Consider the following 16,958-nt stretch of genomic DNA (forward strand, 5'->3'; position numbering starts at 1 on the left):
GGCAGTTATGGGGCGGGAGGTCTGGATCCGTTTACGTAAATGTGGGTCAAAAGCGGTATGGCAGAGGGTGGATAACCACTTTCTTCAAGGTCTTTTACTGCCTTATTAACATCATAGCTGACACGGCGGAAATCCAGATTAATTTCATTATCTTCCCGCTTCAGCATCACATAGGAAGCTCGTGGATCTCCATCAAACGGCAGGCCGATACTCCCTGGATTAAATATTTTCCGGCCGTCAATGTGCCGGAAATGGCTTACATGAATATGGCCGTAAGTTAAAAATTCTGCCCGCGGATTTTCATTTGTCCACGCTTCGAAGGTCTGATTCGATGCTTCCTGAGATACAACGTCAAACATACTTTCCGGTGTTGCATGGAATGCGAACATTTGACGTTTGTTCGTAAGTGGAATTTCGAGGGAGGAAGGCAGGGCATCAAGATATTGGATATCTTCCTCGCTCAGACAGGAAGCAGTAAATGTCTGTTCTGTCTGCATCATCTGCAGGGCACTGTCCGGAACTTCTCCTTCTCTGACTCCCCGGACCGCCCATGCGTCCGCGTTTCCTTTAATAACTTTCGCATGCAGTTTTCGTATGAGTTCAAGTGATTTTTTCGGCTGCGGTCCCCGATAGCATAAATCGCCCAAAACGAGGTAGTCCGTGGCCCCCTGTGCTTCCGCATCGGCCAGAACAGCTTCAAGGGCTGAGGCATTACCGTGAATATCAGCCAGTACTGCTAGTTTCATTATAAAGCCTCCTATAATTTTCGGATTTGTTATTACTTTACCAGAAACATAGGCAGAGGGAAAATAAATCTATGAGTTCAAAGTAATTTAGTTGAAGCACAAACAGATTTCCTTAGTGAAGTCACGAGGTGCCTTTTAATAATAATTTTTGTTAAAGTAAGGGCAGGCACAAATTTGCAGCCGGTTTAAGATAAGTTAAGAAAGAGAGAAAGGAGTGCTACGATGAAAATTACCTCTGTAGAACCTACACCAAGTCCAAATACTATGAAATTCACTTTGAGTGAATCACTTCCCCAGGGAAAAGCTAATAATTATACGAAAGACAAACTGGAGGGAGCCCCGGAATTTGTTCAGGAACTTTTTCAGATTGAAGGCATAAAAGGCGTGTACCATGTAGCTGACTTTATAGCCGTTGACAGACATCCGAAACAGGACTGGCAGGTAATCCTTCCTGAAGTAAGAAAAGTTTTTGGAGAAGAGACAGAAGCCGCGGACGAAGTATCCATTGATGAACACTTTGGTGAAGTTCAGGTGCAGGTTCAGACGTTTAAAGGTATCCCTATGCAGGTGAAAGTTACAGATGGGGAAGAAGAAAAACGGGCGGCGCTTTCTGATAAATTTATTCAGGCCGTCGGTGATGCTACTCTTCCTGAAGATAATGTCGTGATGGAAAGAAGATGGGAAGACTATCGCCCCCGTTATGGTTCACTTGAAGAATTAGCTTCCGAAGTTTCGGAGGAACTTGAAGCAAGTTATTCAGAGGAGCGCCTGAAACAGCTTGCTGCCCTGGCCCGTGAACCGGGTAAAAATTCAAAGCCGGAAAGAGAATGGCTGAAAGTAACAGAGGAAATGCTGGATGATCCGGATTGGAGAAACAGGTTTTCAAGCCTCGAACAGATGAATCCGCAGCTGGTCGATCTTCCGGTGCTGGAAAAAGCCCTGCATGATGAAAAATCTTCCATCCGCCGCCTTGCAGTAGTTTATTTAGGCATGCTGGAAGATGATCAAGTAATACCTTATTTGAATCAGGCGATGGAGGACAAGTCCGTAACGGTTCGGAGAACTGCTGCCGATACCTTTTCTGATCTCGGAAGTAAAGCAGGGATAGAACCAATGATTAAAGCCCTTGAAGATAAGAGCAAATTAGTCCGGTGGAGAGCTGCGATGTTTTTGTATGAAGTGGGAGATGAACAGGCTCTTCCGGCACTGCGCACTGCTGAAAAAGATCCTGAGTTCGAAGTAGCACTTCAGGCAAAGCTAGCCCTCGCACGTATCGAAAAGGGAGAAGAAGCGAAAGGTTCTGTATGGAAGCAGATGTCAGAAGCTTTTGATAAAGAAAAATAAACAAGGAGGCATTTCAATTGAGCAGAGCAGATTTAATGAGCCGGCTTGAACAAAGAAATATGGAGGAAGTTATTGAACTTATAGAAGATGCGGAGAATGGGAAGCTGGAGGAGCTGGAGCTTGCACCTTCTCTCGGTCTTCTGCGGGAAGAGGATCTGAACCGGGAGGTACTTCAGTACCTTGAGGAACAGGGTGTAACTATTATATATGTAAACGAAGAGGATGAGTAGGAAGCGAGGAGTTGTTCAATGAGGCCGTTACCTGATCGTTACCTTGCTCCGAAAACAAGGAGAGTGTGGAAAATAACTGCGGGGTTTGAATCGATCTTTTTATTTCTTATCCCTGCCGGATATTGGGGAGCTGCACAGGTCTGGGAGCTTCCTATGTGGATATTTTATACACTGGTCGGCTTTTTTCTTTTAACTGCGGTTTTAAGTATTTTCATACTGCAGCCGTTGAAATGGAAACGGTGGCGCTATAAGGTTTATGAAAATGAAGTGGAATTAATGAGGGGTGTTTTTATTGTAGAGCGTGTTATTATTCCGATGATCAGGGTGCAGCACGTTGATACAAGGCAGGGACCAATTTTAAGACATTATAAGCTGGCGAGTGTAACAATATCCACTGCTGCCACGGTGCACGAAATACCGGGTCTGGAAATGGAAGCAGCAGGCGAGCTCCGCGATCAGATAGCTCAGCTGGCAAGAGAAGCGGATCCGGATGAATAACTGGCAGCGGCAGCACCCCGCCGCAATGTTTATATCTTTTCTCGGCAGTTTAAAACAGATGATAATTACAGTAATTGTCGTATTTATTTTCGGCCAGCAGGCCGATGGTATTTCTTCATTGTTTTTTATTGCTTTCTTTGCGCTGATTCTTATCGGCTCCCTTGTTAATGGATTCATCAGCTGGTGGAGATTTAAGTATTATTTAAAATCCGATGAATTGGAAGTGAAACAGGGACTGATCTTCCGCCAAAACCGATTTATCCGGAGGGACCGGGTTCAGAGTATCGACATAAATGCTAAAGTCGTTCAGAGAATTTTTGGTCTGGTAGAGTTAAAAATCGAAACGGCGGGAGGGGGAAGTGAGCCTGAATTCCGTCTGGTTGCTTTAAAAAGACATAAAGCCGAGCAGATTAAAGCGGAGCTCTTAAATCGCGGGAACGGCAGGGAAGTAAACTTTTCGGAAGCATATTTAGGAGAAATCAGTGAAGGAATGGCTCATAGTCTGACTCCTTTCCCAGAGAAAAAAAAGGAAGAGCCTGTTTACAAATGGGAACTTGGCATAAAAAGGCTTGTAATTGCAGCTGTAACTTCAAGTGGTGTAGGAATAGCTGCAACATTTATGGCCGCTGTTGTATCACAACTGCCGCAGTTTCTTCCGGACTGGCTGATTAATATTGCAGTAGGATGGGTGATCCAGTCCAGTATTGTATACATTGGGATGTTTATTGTGACGGTACTCGTTTCCGCATGGCTGTTTACGATCGCATCCACTGTCCTGAAGTATGGAATGTTCACCATTAATAAAAAGGGTGAGGAGATTCATATTTCAAGAGGTGTTCTGGAGCAGCGCCAGCTTACTTTAAACGAAAACCGGATCAATGCAGTCAGAGTCGTTCAAAACCTTCTTAGACAGCCGCTGGGCTACTGCGCTGTGTATGTGGAAAGTGCGGGGGGAGGAACAAAAGATGAAGATTTATCCACGATTCTGCTTCCTCTCTGCAGGCGCAGTGAAGTAAAAGAACTTCTGGGGGAAATTATACCGGAATATGCGTTTGAACCTCAGTATGAGGGGCTTCCAAAAGAAAGTATGAGACGGTATATGATTAAACTAATTGTTCCGGCGCTTATCGGTGCCGGTGCAGCTGCGTACTTTGTGCCCTATGGATGGCTTGCTTTTCTGCTGCCAATAGCAGGAGGTCTACTCGGATATGTTCAGTATAAAACCGCAGGAATATGCAGTGAGTGGGATTATTTGTGCCTTCGTTCCCGGCAGTTTTCCAAATCGGAAGTTATGCTTCCTAAAAGAAGAATTCAGGATATGGAGATGTCACAGAATCCTCTGCAGAGGCTTGATGATTTGTATACAATCACTGTTTCAGTCCTGACTACGGTCATCGGAAAGGTGTTTTCATTAAAACATATTTCCACAGAGCAGAAAGAGACTTTTATGGAGTGGTATTCCTATGAAACAGAGGAATCAGTTCCCCCTCATGATATAGAAAGTGAAGAAAGGAGCCGGATTTAACCGGCTCCTTTTTTTCAGGCTGTTTATAAAATATTTTTTATACATCCATACACATTTCCCTGCTTTCGCTTCCGCAGGACGCTTTCCAGGCGGACCGGCTTCAGCTGATTTCTTCCTCCCAAACGGATCATCTGCTCGTCCCATCTCGCCTCGTAGTCGCCTGCTGCAACACTGCCCGATTACTTGTTGTCAGGAGAAGCCTGGGCAGAATAAGCTGTGATCATCCGTCTGCCGTTATCAGCCGTGAATTCAAATCTGTCGAACGCCTTATTATGATGTTTTTGAATGGCTCTTTCATAATGATGCTGTACAATTACCTGGTTGCTGCCATTAGAAAAAGTAATAAAGTTTACTCCTTTAAACTCTTGCTTCGAGAACGAAGCAAGAAGGTGCATAAGAAGAGAATTATGGCAGTGTACACAGTTTTCGTGTCCAAGCCCGAATTTTTTTAATCCTCTTTCCAGTGCCTGCAGAGCCGGATCACTGATTTCATTTATCAGCATCTTATAAGGGTCGAACTGTTCTTTATCAAGGCGGAGAGAATCTCCATCGCGCACCTTTAAAAGCTTCCCTTCCGGTTCTTCGAACGTGCCTTTTTTCTTGTAGTAGGCAGGCACCCAGCCTCTTTCCGTCTGAATTTCAAATTCAAACGGGCAGCCTTCTAAAGAAAGAGTATCTTTTTTTCTCTCATCGTACAGGTAATCGTCGTTGTTTTCCGAATAAAATGCATAGTAGGCGTAAGAAGACTCTTGAAGCAGGTGCTCCATCTGCCATGTACGAAGCTCCTGCTGAAGAACAGAGAGCATTCTCTCGCCTGCTTCCACCTGCTCACTTTCAATATCCCAAAGCTGCTTTACAGCCTCACCATAGGATTCTTTGTAGGAGAGAGTAAAATGATTTGTTAATGGGGATATCTTTCTGCCGGATGTAGTCACGAGTTCGTCTTTTTCATACAGCAGCGAACCGGGGGTTTCTTTCGTATGATTGTATTGCGGTGCACGGAGTACACCTTTAATTCTTATTACGCCTTCCCATGGTTTTCGGTCATGCGTAATTACTTCTTCCAGTACCCCTGCATAGGCACCGGATTGTTCTTCTTCAATGCGTACATGCTGGTCTATCCAGCGCCGGGCGGTTCTTCGATCCATCTCGATCCCTCATTTATTACTTATTCAGGCTTCAGCAGCCCGCAGCTAAACATATCTTATCACTTCTTTATAATGCTGGAAAGGAGAAGAGCAGGGGTCATACATTCTGCTGCTCTTTTTTCTGAATCCGAAAGCATCCGCAGAGACCGCTTTCGGATGCAGTGTAAAATCTTATCTGCGCCTCTGCCGGGAAAGAGTGAAAAGCTTGAGTATTTTCCTTCAAAAAGGGATTGGTCATCAGAACAGCCGGAATTCTACTGCTCGTCTATTTGTTTCTGATGTTTTTTCATCATCGTTGAAGTTTTCATTTGGTTATTTTGATAATCCGGACTGTAGCGCAGCTCATTCAGCTGCAGCAGGTGGTTCATGCGTTCCATACGGGTAGCCTGAAGATCTTCTGCCTGCTTTTTTATAATGGAGTACATATTATCGAGGGATTGGAGCATCCTGTCCCGTGAGTCTTTTTTCTGCTCTGAAGACAGGGAAACATAAGTCTGGAGCAGGTTCGGGATATCGTGAAGAACCATACGCTTAAGGTCGTGCTTTTCTTCGACATCCAGCAGAGCATATTCTTCAGCAGTTTTTTCCATAGGTGGGATCATCTGCTGAAGAAGGTCTGAGGCTTCCCGCACTTCAGAAAAACGTTTTTTCACATCTTTCAGCGCCTCCAGGAGTGCTTCCGCTTCCTGTTCCGCTGGAATATGGGGCGTCTGCTCGGCCATGGAAGACGGCTGTATCTGGTCCGGAAGCTGCTGCCCGCTGATAGACATATCCAGACGATGGATATGATAAAAAAGCGGCTGAAACACAGGATGCCTTCGAATGCTCCTTACATGAGTACGTCCTTCTTTTTGATAATAAATAGTAGCATCCATTATTTTTCCCTGCCCGCTGATCTCTTTAATGTGCTGGCGGTATATCGTAATAAACACCCTTTTTTTCAAGGAGGCAGATGACTTCTGAGTATCAATCATCTCCACCTGAATTTTTTTAGGCTTTATTTTTATTTTGTAAGTGAAGCCCTGTATACTCCGCTTGAACGTTTTATTCATTCTCGGAAGCTCTACAAGAGCGGCGAGATCAGAAATGAATTCTTCTGCTTCGAATACAAATTCTTTTGTATGCTCGTTCGTCATAGCAGGCTCATTCAAAGGCCGCATATAATTTGGCAGAAAAGGCTGCAGCCAGTTCTGTTCGATTAATCTGTCCCGCCAGTTCATTGCTGTCACCTCATTTCCTCCTATTCAAGCAGTTTCTTCTCCATCTGTTTATTGAGTTCATCCATTTCGGAGATAAATTTTTTGCTGGAGTTGATAATGCGTTCATTGGACTGCTCTGTTAATTCTATAGCAGCATAAACATCTTCGTACGCTTTCCGGAATGTTTCGATAGCCACTGCCGGTTCCTCTAGAGTTTTTAACGTTTCTTCAGTGTTTGATTTCAGCATTTCCGCGTTGCTCAAAAGCATCTGCTCCGTCGATTTATTAACGTTCTGCACAGCGTCTATAACCTGGCGCTGGTTGCTTAGAGACAGCTGGATTGAAGCTGTGACGGTAATGATGTTTTTTGTCATGGTAATAGAATTAAAAATTGCCTCTTCCAGTTTGTCATTATTTTCTACTATGATATCGACAGAGCCAAGAGACTGCTGCAGAACAAGAACAGCCTGCTGCATGTTTTTAATGCGGGAGAGAACTTTCTGCTGGCCTTTTTTAATCGGCGTGGGGTCCTCCTGCCATTCCGGCTTTTCCATTTCTTGTTCCAGCATAGTGTTCAGCTGGTTTCCGACTTCTATTTGTTCATTCAGCCCGGCAATTCTTTCTCTTGCTACGTCTTTCAGCTGATGAAGCATGACTGTATCTTCCTGCAGTTTATCTTTCCCGTGAAGGAGAGCTTCTACGATCGTATCAACTTCGCTTTCTACCGTCTGATACTTTCTTGCATATTTTTCGATAGGACTTTTGCGGGCGATTTTAGACAAAAACTGCTTGAATTTTCCCTGCTGAAGATAGTTAGGTTCGAGCTCGGCAACGACTTCTTTTAATTTGGAAAGCTGATCCGGCAGATTATGATGTGGTTCATTCATCATATCGCTTACCGGCCGTCTTAAAGCCTCAAGGGATTCTCCGGCTTTTTCCTGCTCTTTAGTACCGAGACCGCCAATGGATTCGAGAATTTCTTCAATATTACGTTTGTCGTTAATTTTATCGAGGTACTGTTCCGCCTCTTCTTTTTCAGCAGCCTGCTCCTGCTGTTTGTTTTCTTCCGTCATAAATAACCCTCCCCATTTTAATTTGTCACCTGCTGGCCTGTGACATCCAAAAAGTTTCTGAGTTAATTATACCTTCAATAGTAAAGAGTGACAATTATGACCGCGTAACCGCTATTATGAGTTCTGTGCAGGAGCTGTGCTATAATTCATAATATAAACAGGGCGTCTGGAAGGAGGAGGCAGTTGGGATACAGCGAAAAATTTGAAACAATCGGCTTGAAGCCTGTTCCTGACAGTATGAAAACGGCGTCCGTATGGGATTACATACGGATGCAGGCTGCGATTAATGTTAATGCAGGAAACATGCTGCTTCCAGCTCTTGCAGTATTGGAAGGCGGTCTGACTTTTTATGAGGCAGTTCTGGTTACACTTGCTGGAGCAGTTCCAGCTTACATACTCGTATCTGTTATGTCGCTTCCGGGCTCACGTGAGGGCATACCTGCACAATTTGCCGTCCGCTCTCTTCTTGGAAGCAGCGGATCGATGCTGTTTTCATCACCGGTAAGGACGTTGACTTCTCTCTACTGGTTCAGCGTTCAGGCTGTCGGTGGAGCTTATTTAATACACTCGTTATTAGGCGACGCAGGGGTGTCCGTGCCGTTCACCGCTCTGACCGTACTTCTGGCTTCCATTATGGTTTTCACAGCAATGATCGGTTTTCAGGCCATGAGAACCTTTGCTGTCTGGTTTACTCCTGTTCTGATCCTCGGAGCTGCAGCAATGATATTGACATTTTTAGGGGATGGTCTTCCTGACGCTGCATCGGGGGGCGGAGGAGTCAGCACAATGATTTTTTATGGAAGTCTTGTTTTCGTTCAATATATTTCCGGCGTCAGTACATCGTCTGATCTGACGCGGTACGCTAAAAGTCCAGTGCACGGAACCGCTGGTCTTTTTGCAGGCAATACTATTGGATTTATATTTACGGCTGTACTAGGAGCATGGGCAGCAGCCTCAGGTGGGGAGTGGAATGCTTTTCTTTCCGCAGCGGAGCGTACGGAAAATCAAATACTTTTTCTCGTGATAATTATGGCAGCTTTAGGAAGCATGCTCATTATAAATGTAAATAATGCCTATACCGGTGGATACAGTCTATTAAACAGCATACCGGCAGCAGGCCGCCTGCGCTCAGCTTTATTATTTGGAGGGGCGGCAGTTCTGCTCAGTGCACTTCCGCAGGTAGTGGACAGAGCCGAGGAATTTATTTCTGTCCTTGGAATGTTTATTATTCCTTTGTCTGCCGTTATCTCAGGAGAATATATCTTTGTCCACAAAAATAAACTGAAGGGTGTAAAAGAGAAGCTGAATGTAAGAGCTGGATTAATAACCATTCTGGGAAGTACTGTTTATTTCTTTTTCCCACCGTCTTTTTTTCCGGGGATTACAGTGTTTCTACTTATATTTGCAGTGTATATTCTGGTCAGTATCGTAAACAAAAAGAACTCAGCAGGCCATTAAAGGTTTTTTCAATAAAGGAGATGGTACGATGTGCATTATAGGAGCAGTTATGAAGGAGCATCCTGACTATCCTTTAATTATAGCAGCTAATCGGGACGAGTTTATTGCCCGGCCTGCCGAACAGGCCCATTGGTGGGAAGAGGGATTTGTTGCCGGAAAAGACATAAAGCAGGGCGGCACCTGGATCGGTATATCCAGGGAAGGAAAAATCGGAGCAGTTACTAATATAAGGAACCCGAAAGAACATAACTCTTTTCCCTATTCGCGGGGGGTACTGGTACCTGCCTGGCTTACCGGTGGAGATCTGGAAGCGTATATGAATAAAAAGCGGTCTTTCGCAGGTTTTAATCTGTTGTATGGTACGGTCGATAAACTTCATTACGAAACAAATGGAAACGGGAAATCTGAGACAATTGAAAAAGGAATCTTTGCTTTATCCAACGCAGTTCTCGGAAAAGAATGGCCTAAAACAGCTTTCCTGAAAAAAGAACTGACAGCCGCACCCGGCATGAATAAAGAAGAGTTGATAGAACATCTATTCAAGGCGCTCTCCAGGAACGATCCGTTTCCGGAAACAGAGCTTCCGGATACCGGGGTAGGACTTGAACTTGAAAAATCACTTTCTCCGCCGTATATTAACATGACCGAATACGGTACGAGGTGCAGCACCGTGATCCTTGTAAGCAAAAACCATCAGGTGACATTTATTGAACGTTCCTACCGTCCGGAAAGAGGAGAAGTAAAGTTTCATTTCCATCTTGAAAAAAATTCATAAATTGTTCTCATTTAAAGCCGAAAGTAAGGACATTTCGACGTTGGTTGCCGGTGCTTAAATATGATATGATGTATTGAGCAGTATGAATAATGTAATTTGAAGATCCTTAAGGGATCCAAGGAGGGTTATTATGTTAGGCAGCGGTATTGGTATCCCGGGGCTGATCCTGATCCTCGTTATTGCTCTCGTTATTTTCGGTCCGAAAAAACTTCCGGAAATCGGCCGTGCAATGGGTCAGACACTCAGAGAGTTCCGTAATTCCACAAAAGATTTAACATCGGACGATGAATCAGATAATAAAAAGCAGCAGTAGGTCTCCTGGAAGCTTGCTCGAGTGAAAGCTTGAGCAGGCTTCTCTTTTGCAAAAAACGGGAAATTTTTATTTTAGGGTGAAAAGGCATGAATCAGGAAAATATGGAAATCGTTGATCATCTCGACGAACTTCGAAAAAGAATTATAATTATTCTTGCAACATTTATAGCAGCCTTTATTACAGCATTTATTTTTGTACAGGACATATACGACTGGCTCACTAAAGATCTGGAGATGCCTTTAGCTGTACTGGGACCGCTGGATATTATTCTTATTTACTTTTCGATAGCGGCTGTCGTCTCACTGGCACTGGCTGTACCGGTGATAGTCCTGCAGATCTGGCTTTTTGTGAAACCCGGACTGACACCGGAGGAGCAGAAGGCGTCCTTAATGTATATCCCTGCGTCGTTCGTTCTTTTTGCCGGAGGACTGGCATTCGGATACTTTATCGTTATTCCGATCGTACTTGATTTTCTGCTTAACCTCGGTGCAGGAACATTCGAAACAATGTTTACCGCCGACCGCTATTTTCAGTTTGTTCTCAGAATGACCGTGCCATTCAGTATTTTGTTTGAGATGCCGCTGGTTGTTATGTTTTTAACGAGCATTGGGGTTATTACGCCTCACGGGATGCATAAAAACCGAAAATACGCCTACTTTGCGATAGTTATCGTAAGTGTACTCGTATCACCACCGGACTTTTTATCAGACGTTCTGGTAATTGTTCCGCTGATTTTTCTGTATGAAGCGAGTATCAGTTTATCCAGAATAGTTTATAAAAAAAGAATGAGACGGCTCCGTGAATCTTCAGATTAGCAGATCGCCGTTTTAAAGGCACATTATAATTAGTAAAAAGAGTGCTGGCCCGGGGAGACCCCCGGGCCAGCACTCTTTTATGTCCATTTCAAAAAGCTGACTTCTACAGTTTGACGTGTTCTTTGGACGACTGGCGCTGCAGGGTTTCAAGTGCCTTCACAATTTCTTTCATCGAAGCCGGGTCACTGCAGTCATAGTGGTCAATATCAAGATGAAGTACAGGACATTCCTGAAAGTTATTAATCCACGTCTGATAGCGATCATACAAATCTTCCCAGAAAGTATATGGAGTATCGATTTCCATCTGTCGGCCTCTGGAATTGATACGCTTCATAATGCTTTCGAGAGAGCCGTTTATATAAATAAGGACGTCCGGTTTAGGGAAATATGGGTTCATGACCATCGCTTCAAATAAAGAATGATACGTATTAAAATCCCTTTCGGACATATTTCCCTGATCATATTGCAGCTGCGCGAAAATACCGACATCCTCGTATATACTCCGGTCCTGCACGTAGCCGAGTCCTTCTTCATGCATGCGCTTCTGCTGTTTGAAGCGTTCAGCTAAAAAATACATCTGCAGGTGAAAAGACCATGTTTTAAAATCTTCATAATAATCTTCCAGGTAAGGATTGCCGTCTACTTTTTCATAGGCAGCCCGGAATCCTAATGTATCTGCCAGTGTATTTGTAAGCGTGGACTTGCCGACACCTACTGTGCCTGCAAGGGTAATCAGGGAATTCGGTGCTAGTCCGTGATTGATAGTACTCATTTTTTCCACTCCAATTCTCGTTGTACCAACCGCTTTTTAAAGCTCTGTAATGTTTACATAGAAGCGATGGAATATGTTTATAAAAGGGATCTTTTTTTTGTTATTGCCTCATCCAGCTGATCTACTATACGGCTGAAGTCGTGAGGGTTTGCTACAAAGTCCAGGCGGTCCCCGTCGAGAGTGATGACTGGAATTTCCGGATAGACGTGCTGGTGATCCCGCATAAACTGCTCGTAATCCCCCGACAGCTGCTGAAGATAGGAAGGATCGATTGATTTTTCCATTTCCCTGCCTCTTCGGCTGATTCTGTTTAACAATGTATCAAGACTGGCATTAATATACAAAATGACGTTGGGACGGGGAAGATCTCCCGTAAGAATATTATAAATTCGTTCGTACTTTGCAAGGTGTTCATCTCTCAGAGTCTGTTTCGCAAATAAATGATTTTTAAATATATGATAGTCACTTACGACAGAATAGCCTTTACTAAGCTGGTTTTCATAAAGATCTTCGAGCTGTTTAAACCTGTTACAGAGAAAAAACATCTCTGTCTGGAAGCTCCATTCGTCAATATCCTCATAAAACTTGCTGAGAAAAGGGTTTTCGTCGACAATCTCCTCCAGCAGATGAAAGCGGTAGTGCTCGCTCAGCTTAAGAGCTAAAGACGTCTTACCGGCACCAATAGGGCCTTCCACTGCTATAAAAGGGGCATCAAACTGTTTGGTCAAACCGCTTCCTCCTTTACAATTGCTCGTCTATACAGCATTTTTTATTCTACCATAGAAGAGAGCAGTTACGAAAAAGTAATTTGCAGAATTTCCACTATAAAAGTTATACATCGAAAAACGTTTGTAAGAAATTAAGGTGCCCAAGGCTTCTGTTTATGGAGATAAAAAAATCCCTGTATTAAAAGTACCGGCAGGCCAATAAAGAGCAGCCAGTGTTGAAAACCGTAAGCCTTAACAAAATCTGTCTGTTATAGTATTCTTAAAAAGAGAATACAGCAGGGAGATCCGGAGGGGTAATATGAACAAACCAATAAAAATTGTAACAGATTCCACAGTAGACGTGCCCGATCAGGAATTGAGAACGCTCGGGATTATCGTAGTACCCTTGACGGTTACGGTGGATGGGGTATCCTACGAGGATGGAGTCGAAATTACCAGCAGAGAATACGTGAACCTTTTGGAAAAGGCTGAGCAGATACCTAAAAGCTCCCAGCCTCCGACAGGAGTGTTTGAACAGGTTTATAATGAACTTGGCAAAGATGGAAGTGAAGTTCTGTCCATTCATATGAGTTCGGGAATGAGTGGTACATACCAGAGCGCGGTTACAGCTGCCGGGCTTTCCACTTCTTCCGTAACAGTAGTGGATTCGCAGTTCATATCCTTGGCCCTTGGTTTTCAAGTGAAAACAGCAGCCAAAATGGCCGGAGAAGGCTTTTCGGTGGAGGATATTACAAACCGGCTTAACGAAGTAAGGAAGAGGACTTCTCTTTACATTATGGTTGATACGCTTGAGTATTTATTAAAAGGTGGAAGAATTGGAAGGGGACGTGCCATGATAGGTTCCCTGCTGAAAATTAAACCGATCGCTTCACTGGAGGATGGTGTTTATACGCCTGTAACCAAGGTAAGAACACATTCCCAGATGATTCAGACCCTCACGAAAAAATTCGCTGAAGAAACAAACGGAAAAAGAATAATGGGAGCAGGTATTGCCCAGGTCAAAGCAGAGGACCTCGCCGGCCAGCTGAAGGAAGAGCTCTCCTCGTTACTGGATAAGGAAGCGGATTTCCCGATCGTGGATACTACTCCTATTATAAGCACTCACACAGGACCGGGAGCACTCGCCCTGATGTATTATTTCGATGAGGAATAAAAGTAGTGGTGCATAATGGGTGTCTGTAACAGCAATTTTCATTAAGCCGCCAAAATACCCCTGAAGAAACTTTTTAACCTTGCGTTTGGTTAATCGAAATCGAAAATGTTTTTTTGAAATTGACGAAAAATACAGCTTCCCTGTCTCAATCTGGTGTACTGACGGTGTCTTTTGTAAACTATAATAAATAAGGAGAAGAAGGGGTGTAAATATGAAGCAGACGGGTCTGGTGCTTGAAGGTGGTGGAATGCGGGGAGTTTTTACAAGCGGAGCTCTTGAATATCTGCTGGAATCCCAAATGGAATTTCCTTACGTTATAGGAGTATCTGCTGGAGCCTGTAATGCTGCTTCTTATATTTCAAGGCAGAAAGGAAGAAACCGTGCAGTGACTGTAGGGTATGCAGATCATCCGGATTATATCTCCTATAAAAGGCTGCTTCGTCACGGAGAATTGTTTAACATGGATTTGATTTTTGATCAAATTCCCAATACTGAAAACCCTTTTGATTATACTAATTTTTTCAGCTCCAACCAGGAGTTTTACGTAGGGGTGACCGACTGTATGAGCGGGGGAACGATTTACTATGAAAAAGATGAGATGCGGGAAGGTCTCAATAAAATTCTCCGGGCATCTTCATCTCTTCCATTTGTTGCTCCGCCGATTAACTATGACGGAAGAATTTTAATGGATGGAGGACTTAGTGATCCAGTGCCGGTCATCCGGTCGGTAAAAGATGGTAATGAGAAACATGTGATTGTACTTACTCAAAAAATGGGTTACCGAAAAGCGCCTGCCAAAAGAGGCATGTGGTACTTCCGCAGAAAGTATCGGGAATTTCCGGGACTCATAAATATTATTGAAAACCGCTATTTAATTTATAATCAGACACTGGATTATATTCATGAGATGGAACGAAAAGGAAAGGCTTTTGTTATCAGACCTCTGGAGCTTTACGACGTATCAAGAACGGATAGAAACAGAACCAGACTGGAACGGCTTTATCATCACGGTTATGAACAAATGAAAAAAAGGGCGGACGAATTGGAAAAATTTCTTACCACGTAATACATTTTAACGAAAACGGCTGAACAGGCCGTTTTTTTCTGTTGATATATTACGTAATGCGAAACATTAATACGATAGATCATAAAGGAAGATTAAAAATGTTTAAAAATAGAAATCTCACAGTAATGTGGATCGCTAACTTTTTTGTCGCTGCGAGTGCGACAATGGTGCTCCCATTTCTTTCGGTGTATATAGAAACTTTCGGAGATTTCTCCGATGCCTACGTTCAGAGATGGTCCGGTTTCATTTTCGGCATAACTTTTTTAGTAGCCTTTTTCGCAGCACCTCTCTGGGGGAGGTTCGGGGATAATTTCGGAAGAAAAAAGATATTAATGCTGACCGGATACGGTATTGCAATGTCGATATTATTAATGAGTTTTGTAAATAATGTATGGGAGCTTTTACTGCTCCGGGCTTTTATGGGAGTAGTAACAGGGTTTATCCCGACATCAATGGCTCTTATCTCTGCACAGACAGCAAAGGAAGAAGCGGGAAAAGTTCTCGGTACTCTTCAGATGGGAACGGTCTCTGGAGGTCTTTTCGGACCGCTTATAGGCGGTCTGCTTGCAGACAGTGTTGGTTTTACTTATACTTTTTTTATAACTTCTGTTGTGATAGCACTGGCTGCAACACTCGTTGCTTTCGGTATAAAAGAAAAGATTATTACTGAAAATAAACGGACTGAAGAAAAGAAAACGATGCGGCAGGTGCTCCTGTTAATCATAAGAAATAAAATGCTGCTTATAGTCATGATTTTGTCACTGGTTGTTCAGACGGCCAATTTCAGTATCCAGCCTCAGCTCGCTCTCTATGTCAGCCAGCTGTTAACTTCAGAAAACATAGCTTTTTTAGCCGGACTGGCTTTTTCTGTAACAGGCCTTGGTAATTTGATAGCTACGAGGTTCTGGGGTATTCAGGGTGACAAAATAGGTCACGATAAAATAATTTTTATCTGTCTGATTATTTCAGCTGTAACTTTCCTTCCGCAGGCATTTGTGACGTCTATCTGGCAGCTTGTTATTCTGCGTTTTCTGTTCGGAATTGCTGTAGGTGGTATTATTCCATGTGTGACGGCCTATATCCGGCAGAAAGTCCCTGTCAATATTCAGGGGGAAGTGCTCGGCTACAATCAGAGCTTTCGTTTTTTAGGGAATGTTACAGGTCCTGCAGTGGGCGGACTTGTTGCCGGTTCTTTCGGTATACCGGCAGTTTTTTATGTATCGAGTTTACTGCTTCTTTTAATGGCTGTATCTTTTTATTTTGTTTATAAGTCTGCAGATAAATCTAAAGGGAGGAAAAAGCATGCTGTTAACCAGTAAGGAAAAAAAGCTTCTTCAGCGGCTCGTGAAAAAAGAAATAAACAAACGTTTTTTTACGAAAGAAGATCCGGAAATGCTCAGACAGCTTCTGGATAAACTGGAGCAGAGCCGCCGCAACGAAAAAATGAATGAAACAAAACCTACACGTCTTTAAATCATCTTTCCCTTCAAATAAAAAACCTGTATACTGGCTGAGGGGAAGCAGCCGCCTGCTGACTGACCCTCAGCGTACAAGAAAGGATGAAAACCTATTAAATCTATTTGGAACAGTCTCGTCAAACACCATGTCCGTACGGTTATTGTTATTACGATTGTTGTTAATCTGCTTGTTGTACTGCTGTCGTTTATTCCCGGTTACATAGGAGAGCTCCCGGGCTGGGTCACAGTGCTTCCCCTGCTTAATGCAACGTTAAATACGTTTACTTTCATTTTTTTAATGGGGGCGCTTCTTGCCATATTAAAACGAAACATAACCGTTCACCGCCGCTTCATATATGCAGCCTTTACTACAACAGCGGTTTTTTTGCTTTCATATGTCACGTTTCACTTTATGGCAGAGTCCACTCCTTATGGGGGCGGAGGGATCATGGCGGGGATATATTATTTTATTCTCATATCCCACATTATTTTAGCGGCAGTCATCGTTCCTTTCGCGTTAATGAGTTTTTTCACAGGATATAAAGATTTACGGTCCAGACACCGTAAATGGGTCCGCTGGGCGATGCCAATGTGGCTTTACGTCAGCTTTACAGGAGTCGTTGTTTACGTAATGATTTCGCCGTACTATTCTTTTTAG

Annotated in this window: 19 protein-coding genes; 13 read left to right on the plus strand and 6 right to left on the minus strand. The window is 43.5% G+C overall.

Annotated elements, in window-relative coordinates; translation table 11 throughout:
• Positions 1-5: 5 nt before the first annotated feature.
• Complete coding sequence (locus C6Y45_RS02540; protein ID WP_107583455.1) at positions 6-746, minus strand: metallophosphoesterase family protein; 741 nt, start codon at positions 744-746, stop codon at positions 6-8.
• Between the two features lie 222 nt (positions 747-968).
• On the opposite strand from C6Y45_RS02540, the gene C6Y45_RS02545 reads away from it, so the two are divergent.
• From C6Y45_RS02545 to C6Y45_RS02560, 4 genes are read left to right on the plus strand one after another with little or no spacing between them, the layout of a single operon-like run.
• Entirely contained in the window at positions 969-2,090 is a 1,122-nt protein-coding gene (locus tag C6Y45_RS02545) for a conserved virulence factor C family protein (RefSeq protein ID WP_107583456.1), read from the plus strand.
• Positions 2,091-2,107: 17 nt separating this feature from the next.
• The gene (locus C6Y45_RS02550) at positions 2,108-2,320 is read left to right on the plus strand and encodes a hypothetical protein (RefSeq protein ID WP_107583457.1); all 213 of its coding nucleotides are present in this window, start codon (positions 2,108-2,110) and stop codon (positions 2,318-2,320) included.
• Positions 2,321-2,338: 18 nt separating this feature from the next.
• A complete protein-coding gene (locus C6Y45_RS02555; protein WP_107583458.1) occupies positions 2,339-2,818 on the plus strand; it encodes a PH domain-containing protein in 480 nt (159 codons plus the stop codon).
• Positions 2,811-4,343 carry a PH domain-containing protein gene (locus C6Y45_RS02560; RefSeq protein WP_107583459.1) on the plus strand — a complete coding sequence of 511 codons (1,533 nt, stop codon included), beginning with the start codon at positions 2,811-2,813 and terminating at the stop codon, positions 4,341-4,343. The genes C6Y45_RS02555 and C6Y45_RS02560 overlap by 8 nt, the downstream gene beginning before the upstream one ends.
• Positions 4,344-4,522: 179 nt before the next feature.
• Here the strand turns inward: C6Y45_RS02560 and C6Y45_RS02565 are convergent, their stop codons facing one another.
• From C6Y45_RS02565 to C6Y45_RS02575, 3 genes are all read right to left on the minus strand, one after another.
• Entirely contained in the window at positions 4,523-5,491 is a 969-nt protein-coding gene (locus tag C6Y45_RS02565; RefSeq protein WP_107583460.1) for a DUF2777 family protein, read from the minus strand.
• Positions 5,492-5,745: 254 nt separating this feature from the next.
• Positions 5,746-6,720 carry a hypothetical protein gene (locus C6Y45_RS02570; RefSeq protein WP_107583461.1) on the minus strand — a complete coding sequence of 325 codons (975 nt, stop codon included), beginning with the start codon at positions 6,718-6,720 and terminating at the stop codon, positions 5,746-5,748.
• A gap of 11 nt (positions 6,721-6,731) precedes the next feature.
• A complete protein-coding gene (locus C6Y45_RS02575) occupies positions 6,732-7,763 on the minus strand; it encodes a toxic anion resistance protein (protein ID WP_107583462.1) in 1,032 nt (343 codons plus the stop codon).
• Between the two features lie 183 nt (positions 7,764-7,946).
• On the opposite strand from C6Y45_RS02575, the gene C6Y45_RS02580 reads away from it, so the two are divergent.
• The 4 genes from C6Y45_RS02580 to tatC all read left to right on the plus strand — a co-directional run bounded on the left by C6Y45_RS02580 (position 7,947) and on the right by tatC (position 11,124).
• Positions 7,947-9,221 (plus strand): cytosine permease, encoded by a 1,275-nt coding sequence (locus tag C6Y45_RS02580; RefSeq protein WP_107583463.1) that lies wholly within the window; start codon positions 7,947-7,949, stop codon positions 9,219-9,221.
• A 28-nt stretch (positions 9,222-9,249) separates the two neighbouring features.
• A complete protein-coding gene (locus C6Y45_RS02585) occupies positions 9,250-9,996 on the plus strand; it encodes an NRDE family protein (protein WP_107583464.1) in 747 nt (248 codons plus the stop codon).
• Between the two features lie 130 nt (positions 9,997-10,126).
• The gene (locus tag C6Y45_RS02590; protein ID WP_107583465.1) at positions 10,127-10,309 is read left to right on the plus strand and encodes a twin-arginine translocase TatA/TatE family subunit; all 183 of its coding nucleotides are present in this window, start codon (positions 10,127-10,129) and stop codon (positions 10,307-10,309) included.
• A gap of 86 nt (positions 10,310-10,395) precedes the next feature.
• Complete coding sequence (gene tatC, locus C6Y45_RS02595) at positions 10,396-11,124, plus strand: twin-arginine translocase subunit TatC (protein WP_107583466.1); 729 nt, start codon at positions 10,396-10,398, stop codon at positions 11,122-11,124.
• 103 nt (positions 11,125-11,227) lie between these two features.
• Here tatC and C6Y45_RS02600 read toward each other — a convergent pair whose 3' ends face one another.
• Positions 11,228-11,896 (minus strand): deoxynucleoside kinase, encoded by a 669-nt coding sequence (locus C6Y45_RS02600; protein ID WP_107583467.1) that lies wholly within the window; start codon positions 11,894-11,896, stop codon positions 11,228-11,230.
• 77 nt (positions 11,897-11,973) lie between these two features.
• Entirely contained in the window at positions 11,974-12,624 is a 651-nt protein-coding gene (locus C6Y45_RS02605; protein ID WP_107583468.1) for a deoxynucleoside kinase, read from the minus strand.
• A 298-nt stretch (positions 12,625-12,922) separates the two neighbouring features.
• Between C6Y45_RS02605 and C6Y45_RS02610 the strand changes: the two genes are divergently transcribed.
• The 5 genes from C6Y45_RS02610 (at position 12,923) to C6Y45_RS02625 (ending at position 16,958) form a co-directional block, all read left to right on the plus strand.
• Positions 12,923-13,777 (plus strand): DegV family protein, encoded by an 855-nt coding sequence (locus C6Y45_RS02610; protein ID WP_107583469.1) that lies wholly within the window; start codon positions 12,923-12,925, stop codon positions 13,775-13,777.
• A gap of 211 nt (positions 13,778-13,988) precedes the next feature.
• The gene (locus C6Y45_RS02615; protein ID WP_107583470.1) at positions 13,989-14,843 is read left to right on the plus strand and encodes a patatin-like phospholipase family protein; all 855 of its coding nucleotides are present in this window, start codon (positions 13,989-13,991) and stop codon (positions 14,841-14,843) included.
• A gap of 56 nt (positions 14,844-14,899) precedes the next feature.
• Positions 14,900-16,162: an MFS transporter gene (locus C6Y45_RS02620; protein ID WP_245922485.1), complete on the plus strand. Its 1,263-nt coding sequence runs from the start codon at positions 14,900-14,902 to the stop codon at positions 16,160-16,162.
• Entirely contained in the window at positions 16,146-16,316 is a 171-nt protein-coding gene (locus C6Y45_RS17770) for a hypothetical protein (RefSeq protein WP_170098700.1), read from the plus strand. The genes C6Y45_RS02620 and C6Y45_RS17770 overlap by 17 nt, the downstream gene beginning before the upstream one ends.
• Positions 16,317-16,547: 231 nt before the next feature.
• Positions 16,548-16,958, plus strand: a complete 411-nt coding sequence (locus tag C6Y45_RS02625; RefSeq protein WP_342752413.1) for a DUF420 domain-containing protein — start codon at positions 16,548-16,550, stop codon at positions 16,956-16,958.

The sequence above is a fragment of the Alkalicoccus saliphilus genome, assembly GCF_003044065.1.
In the GTDB taxonomy this organism is placed as follows: domain Bacteria; phylum Bacillota; class Bacilli; order Bacillales; family Salisediminibacteriaceae; genus Alkalicoccus; species Alkalicoccus saliphilus.

Excerpts from the sequence above, each read along its gene's own strand:
- C6Y45_RS02610 (WP_107583469.1), top strand. The coding sequence starts at position 12,923 with ATGAACAAACCAATAAAAATTGTAACAGATTCCACAGTAGACGTGCCC.
- tatC (WP_107583466.1), top strand. The coding sequence starts at position 10,396 with ATGAATCAGGAAAATATGGAAATCGTTGATCATCTCGACGAACTTCGA.
- C6Y45_RS02615 (WP_107583470.1), top strand. The coding sequence starts at position 13,989 with ATGAAGCAGACGGGTCTGGTGCTTGAAGGTGGTGGAATGCGGGGAGTT.
- C6Y45_RS02590 (WP_107583465.1), top strand. The coding sequence starts at position 10,127 with ATGTTAGGCAGCGGTATTGGTATCCCGGGGCTGATCCTGATCCTCGTT.
- C6Y45_RS17770 (WP_170098700.1), top strand. The coding sequence starts at position 16,146 with ATGCTGTTAACCAGTAAGGAAAAAAAGCTTCTTCAGCGGCTCGTGAAA.
- C6Y45_RS02555 (WP_107583458.1), top strand. The coding sequence starts at position 2,339 with ATGAGGCCGTTACCTGATCGTTACCTTGCTCCGAAAACAAGGAGAGTG.
- C6Y45_RS02585 (WP_107583464.1), top strand. The coding sequence starts at position 9,250 with ATGTGCATTATAGGAGCAGTTATGAAGGAGCATCCTGACTATCCTTTA.
- C6Y45_RS02565 (WP_107583460.1), bottom strand. The coding sequence starts at position 5,491 with ATGGATCGAAGAACCGCCCGGCGCTGGATAGACCAGCATGTACGCATT.
- C6Y45_RS02545 (WP_107583456.1), top strand. The coding sequence starts at position 969 with ATGAAAATTACCTCTGTAGAACCTACACCAAGTCCAAATACTATGAAA.
- C6Y45_RS02575 (WP_107583462.1), bottom strand. The coding sequence starts at position 7,763 with ATGACGGAAGAAAACAAACAGCAGGAGCAGGCTGCTGAAAAAGAAGAG.
- C6Y45_RS02540 (WP_107583455.1), bottom strand. The coding sequence starts at position 746 with ATGAAACTAGCAGTACTGGCTGATATTCACGGTAATGCCTCAGCCCTT.
- C6Y45_RS02600 (WP_107583467.1), bottom strand. The coding sequence starts at position 11,896 with ATGAGTACTATCAATCACGGACTAGCACCGAATTCCCTGATTACCCTT.
- C6Y45_RS02560 (WP_107583459.1), top strand. The coding sequence starts at position 2,811 with ATGAATAACTGGCAGCGGCAGCACCCCGCCGCAATGTTTATATCTTTT.
- C6Y45_RS02620 (WP_245922485.1), top strand. The coding sequence starts at position 14,900 with ATGCGAAACATTAATACGATAGATCATAAAGGAAGATTAAAAATGTTT.